Annotated in this window: 3 protein-coding genes; all 3 read left to right on the top strand. The window is 42.8% G+C overall.

Annotation, left to right across the window (positions count from 1 at the left end; all coding sequences use genetic code 11):
- The coding region (locus tag KA531_02095) for a hypothetical protein (GenBank protein ID MBP6005669.1) at nt 1–2,334 on the top strand (2,334 nt) is incomplete at its 5' end.
- 2 nt (nt 2,335–2,336) lie between these two features.
- Nucleotides 2,337–2,972, top strand: a complete 636-nt coding sequence (locus tag KA531_02090; GenBank protein ID MBP6005668.1) for a hypothetical protein — start codon at nt 2,337–2,339, stop codon at nt 2,970–2,972.
- Nucleotides 2,973–3,173: 201 nt separating this feature from the next.
- Nucleotides 3,174–6,232, top strand: a 3,059-nt coding sequence (locus KA531_02085) for a DUF11 domain-containing protein (GenBank protein ID MBP6005667.1), incomplete at its 3' end; no start/stop codon positions are given.

Here is a 6,232-nt window from a genome sequence, read left to right as displayed (position 1 = left end):
TCCTGGGACAATACCAACTCAGTTTGGGTTTGTGCTGATGGATCAACAACCCCCAGTGTAAATCAAGTTTATTTAGCTTCAGATCTCAATCCGGATATTGGAGGAGTACCACAAGATGATCCGGATGATCCAGCAAAAGCTGCTATGGCATATAGTGATAATAGTGAAATGTTTTTTAGTTGGAATGTTACTACTCAGAGTTGGGATATAGTTGAGCAAATTTCTCCAAATGGTCTAGTTTGCTCTATTTATGATTTTATATCTCAACCTACCTGGGGGAGTGGTGAACCTTCTGCCAATAGATTATTTCACGATTACCTTTATAACCCTACTACTCGTAGCTATTTGCTCTGGAGTAATGATGATCAGCTATACAAGGAAGCACCCCTGCCTAGCTACGGGACATTTAATATTGCGGCAATTGATGATCCAAGTGCTGAATTTACCAACCATAGTCTAATAGCAGGAGCAATGGAGCCTGCTTGGTATTATACCCAGGGGGTTACATCTTTTCAGCAGTCTCGACCATCTTCTACTGATACATTTAATATAGGGGAGAGCTATATATGGTCGGCAAGCAATCTAACCCATATGGTTGGTGTAACGGGCAGTACAACCAATGATATTGCTTATACAAATGCACTGATGGATTTTGTGTTTTACCCGAATCTAGCAACTTCTTCGACAGTATACACCCCAGCTATTGGGACTGCTGCCAATGGTAACACGGGTACTTTGACAGTCTCTGGTCAGACCAATACTGTGATGGCTAGAACAAATCAAGATGCTTTTACCGTCCCCACTGGTAGTGTTTGGAAAATAAAACGAACGGGAGATCTTAGCTACGAGATCTATGAAGATGGGGTAAAAATCGTAGATGTAGTGACTACTATTGGTGGAACTAAATATATCACCCAAGGAGCTAATGTTAATGTTAACTATTATGCTGTCGAACAAAATATGGAAGGATATTATGGCTATGGCAGTGATTCACACAAAGAATTTTTGCCCGGAGCGAATACCTACACCCTAGAAGGCGCTCTGGCCAATGGTTATTTTGTTGCCAATCATGAAGCCGATCAGAAGGCTAGCTCCACCTGGGATATTACGGACAATTATATCCAGGAGACTGGAGGATCGAGTGGCTGGTCTACTTATTTGTCTCAGATATATTTAGATGTGGGGGATAAGTTTGTTTATAGTCTTGATGGGAATAATGATACCTATGTCGGACTTGGTAATACGCAGATTCCAATTATAGACTATACAGACATCTATAACCAGTATGGTTCAATACGCTATTATCCTGCCCTTCCTGCAATTTACTTCAATAATTCAGTTGTCCTGAATCCTGCTGGCCAAGGCGGTGGTGGGTATATTTATGAAATAGAAAGAGTAGCTGACGATATAATTGTCATGAGGGTTTATGATAAGAATGATCCTACATTTGTCTTGGTTGAGTCACAAAAGGTTTCAACCAAAGCTGATCTAGATCGAGCAAGAATTGGTTTCTCGACCAGTGTTGATAATGCCAAGATAGTGCCCGTAGAGATACCAGTAATAGCCAATCTGCAGGTTGATGGTACTTTTCTGGGGGATGATGGTCAGAGCTATACTGAGAGTGAGATACTTACTGGTGGCAATGTAGAATGCTTATTGGCAGGAGTTGGTGGGGGTGGAGCTGATTCGGATTGGCTCAAGACAGATGGTTCTGTTGCTACAGATGTGAATGATAATATTTACACATTGGGCAATGTTGGGATTGGGACTAATGCTCCAAGTGTTGCCCTGGAAATAGACTCCAATATGGCAAATCAGAGTGGACTAAAATTGGCTCAATTAACGAGGGATACTACAGTAGTAGACTGGTACTCACAGCCGATCGGAGTAGATATAGCTGGTAATGTCGTTCGAGTACAGCCTGAAGTATTACAGGCAGTAGATTCGATTGGCGTGACTTATATTAGTCCGAATAATGTGATGTCTTTTGATAGTGTGCTATCAGGCACCACTTGGATTACTGGTGGCTGGACGTCAAACCGGGTGGTTACAATTCCTGCTGGCATGAATGTTACACTGGACGCAGAAGTAGTATTTGGTTTAACTCCGGCTCAGACTGGCACTATCCGCTATGCTTGGAGAGAAGTCGGCACCTCAAACTATTTTGGGACAGATGGTATCCAGACCGTGACCAGCAAGACCAAGGGGGCTCGTTATGTTCATCTGGCAGAAACTGTTAGTAAGCAATACGAGCTAGTGATCATTGATTTTGGCGGGGCTTTGAGTGTCCAGTCGGTTCAAGATAGCTCAGAGATTTTGGTACAGGAGTTCTAGTTATGGATATCGGTAGGTTTTGTCGTCGTAATTTTAAGTGGGTATTGATACTAGCAGTTGTCTTAGTAGCCTATAGCTATGTTCGTGATGTGACTTTGGAAAAATCTTTTCAGAATACTGGGCTTGAGGGGGTCTATAGCTTCCCTTGGTACCTTAATGATGACGGAGGAAAATCTCAAGATCTTAACCCCGAGCAAGAGATAATCACATCTGATAATCTGGATCAGATTAGAGATAGATTGGATGCTCAGCTTCTGGTCAAAGAGGATCAAGTATTTATTTTTACCAAGGCTAATGTCGGTGTAGTTTACCGTCCAAAGGAAAACAAGATAGTACATTTATTTACCCCAAGTGCTATCAACCTTAGAAAGGTGATATATATCTATGGAGATAATTTGGAGTCTTTGAAGGTGGCCAAGCAAAAGCTTACCCAGACCTATGGTGCGGCTTTGATCATCAAGACTGTAGATTTGGCGGAGCTTATAGATATAGGGGTAGCGAGGGTTGTTGATATCAAGGGAGATGAGCCAGGAGCTACAGGGCAGATAGCAGACAGTCTTGGATTATCAGTATCTAGTGAGACTCCCGATAATCTAGATTTGCCCGAAGATGCTAGCTTTCTAGTGATTGTTGATTAGTAAATACCCCGGTTATGTTATTGGCTTTCCGGACAATGCATAAATGCTGGATCCCCCGTAAACCCTTCGGGTTTCGGAGGATGACAGAAAAGGAGTCTTTGGTAATTCGGAGGGTGAAGAGATTAAGTTTGGGCTGGTTTTATTTTGAGGTTGCTATATAATACTAGTTAAGCTTAAGTTAGATAAAATAGAGCTGGAGGGATGGAAGAAACCAACAACAATCAGGAACAGGCAAAAGCCAAAAAACCAAGATTCACTCATTGGATTCGCTCAGAGTGGTTGGTTGCTGGTTTGTTGTTTGTGGTTGGGGTTGGATTATATATATATCAAGGACAAAAGCCAGAACAATCTGCTTCTGAATCAGTAGATACCCTAGTATTGGAAGAGGGTCAAGTTGCTAGGGTTGGGGATCAAATCCTCGATGAACAGACTTTGACTGGGTATATCGAATACAATCAGATTGATCGAAATAAGGCGATTGATCAATGGATAGAGCTAAAGCGTTCGCAACTAGCAGCCAAGGAAGTAGGTTTGGATCTCGAGAAGAATTACCTGGATAACCTTGCAAACCACCCTATAACAGTTGATTCAAATGATGTGACCTTGGAAAATCAGATATACCAAGAAACACTTTCTCAGGAGATTACCAAGCAGAAGGTTGGTAATCAGGTAGGCGGAGTACTTGTTTGGAATTTTATTGATTTTGCTGATTCTGGTGGATATCAAGTTGATCAAGATGCCAAAACATACGCCTTGGATCAAGCAAATCAATATCAGGCCAAGCTTGCATCCGGAGATATTAAGATTGTTGATGCTGTTACAGAACAGTCACTTGATACAAAAGTCACTTATCCCAATGCCGGGAGTATCTCCGCAAGTTTTGGATATTATCCCGACCAAAGTTTGGCTAGTAAGTTGCATTTTCCAAGTGAGGAATTGTTTGATGTTATTCGCAACCAATCCCAAATCGGTGTTAGTCAAGTTGAGACTTACTCGGTGGAACAATACGGTGGTGGTGACAAGATTGAAGCTGGATATTATGTTTATTATCTAGATCAAACAAGCCCTGCTAGGCCAAATATTGATCAGGATTATGAGGCAGCATATCAAGCTATTCAGGTAGCCAGGGAAGACCAGCCAGATAGTACCCAGGATGGTCAGGATCAATCTGTCTCTAGTTTGTTAGAAAGATTATTGCCAACTGCAGAGGCTAGCCATGAAGAAACAGGCTTCTTTAGTAGGGATGAATTACAATATTTGATCTATGCAGGTGAAAATGAGCAGGCTTGGGCGGCTGAACTAGGCGTTGATCCCACTGTCTTAAATTTTGGATTGTATTTTGGCACCGTGACACTAGACGGTCAGCTTTATACTGGGGAAGTCCAGTGGAATATTCAGGGTAACTTACCAGACCCAGAGTATAAATACAAAGGCACAGATGAGATCAAGTGTGATGGTTGTGATGCGAGAATATTTGGTGACGCTAGACGCTTTGGTCAGGGTACTGATGGAGATGGGCCAGGAGGAGATCTCTTGCTTCCTAGGACGGGGAACTCTTTTTCTACAACTACCTCAGATGGCAATCTTGACCTCCTCAAGCACGATGGTCTAGTGATGGATTGCTTTGGGAAAGTCGCTGAGATCAAGACAACTGTGACCTTACCTGCTCTCGGCAAGACCATGACAGTACCAAATTCTGGTTTTCAAAGGATTGGTAATGGAGTGGTGATTTATGATCGATTTGATTTTACTTCTGATCCCGAACCAGAAGAGCCAGAGCCTGCCGGGGATGCAGAGGTAGAGATCAAGAAATATGTCTTAAATCAAACCGAAATTCCAGATCAACCACAGGATGCCAATACTACTGATCGAGCAGTAAAGTTTGGCCCCGGTGAGACTATCTGGTACAAATTGGTGGTCAAAAATATTAGCCAGTACCAAGCCATCAATGTCAATGTCACTGACAATAGTCTGCCTACTCAATATGCCAATTTTTCCGGTTGGCCTGGCGGTTGGTATATTGGTTCTCTTGGTCCTGGACAGAGTAGAGAAAGGTATATCAAGGGTACAATCAAGACTGAGTTTCAGGATTATGATAGTTATACCAATACTGCTAAAGTGGATTATCAGTATAAAGTGCCTTGTACAGCTCAGGAAAAACTTATACATGATTTACCGTACATAGCGTTCGGCACATCACCACCTCCCTGTCCAGATAAGATTTTGTCGGGTAGTGATGATGATCCAGCCAATATCAAGCCAAAGTATGCCGATCTCAAGATCGTTAAGACCACCTATGATACGGACAACCAGACTGCTTACAAGGGTAAGCCAATCAAGTGGCAGATTGTTGTGACAAACAATGGCCCAGACTCTGCTGTTAGCTTGGTTAATGATCGAGGAGCAATTGTCCAAGACCGAGTACCAGTTGAGAGCCTGGAGGGTGAAACCGCAACTTGGTCTTGTAATCCAGCTAGCCGTTGCCAACCTAGCTCTGGTACGGTGACCAGAGTTAATCCAGTGATCAAGACTGAGGTGTTTCTCGAAAGTGGGGGTAATAATAGTGTAGATATCTTTATAGAAGGAGTCGTTGGTCCCTATATTGACGGAGGAACCAATGTCGAGACCATCCCTACTCTAGAGATCTGTAATCCATCCAATGACTTACTGGAGGTCGTCAGTGATACTTATGTACCTTGGGATCCTAATGAGGATGACAATACCTATCAGCGGTCTTGTGTCCCAGTAGTGGTGTGCTATGACGAAGATGGCAATCAGCTAACTAATTATCCAGGGGCAGAATTTCCGGATGAATACACCCACTTGGTCGGAGTAGACAATGAAGGAGATGATCTCTACAATCCCGATAACAGCAATCAAGTATTTAATCTGAACGGCTATGATATAATTTGTCGATTACCAGATCCACCACCTGAAGATCCAGGCCAGAAGGTTTGTAATGTCATTGGATTTTATGAAGATCCTGAGACTGGTGTCAAAAGTGAGATTGAAGTTCATAGAGATTTGTTCGAGGGTTCTGCGGCTGGTGCTGATACCAAGGCTATTGGCCACTATACATTTGAGATAAGTTGCTATGAGACTACAGAAAGTCCGACTTATTCGACCATTGAGTTTGAAGTCATCCGTCGTCTCTTCGGTCCCTACTTCGCCATAGACGATGGTTCAGCCACAGTCCTAGGAGAAATAGTCAAAGGTGTCTATCCCGAAGACAATGACCTAGATATCTCTCGTCATACCCA

The sequence above is a fragment of the Candidatus Saccharibacteria bacterium genome, assembly GCA_017983775.1.
In the GTDB taxonomy this organism is placed as follows: Bacteria; Patescibacteriota; Saccharimonadia; order JAGOAT01; family JAGOAT01; genus JAGOAT01.
The sequence above is the reverse complement of the archived record's forward strand: the minus strand, read 5'-3'. Positions and strand labels throughout refer to the sequence as shown.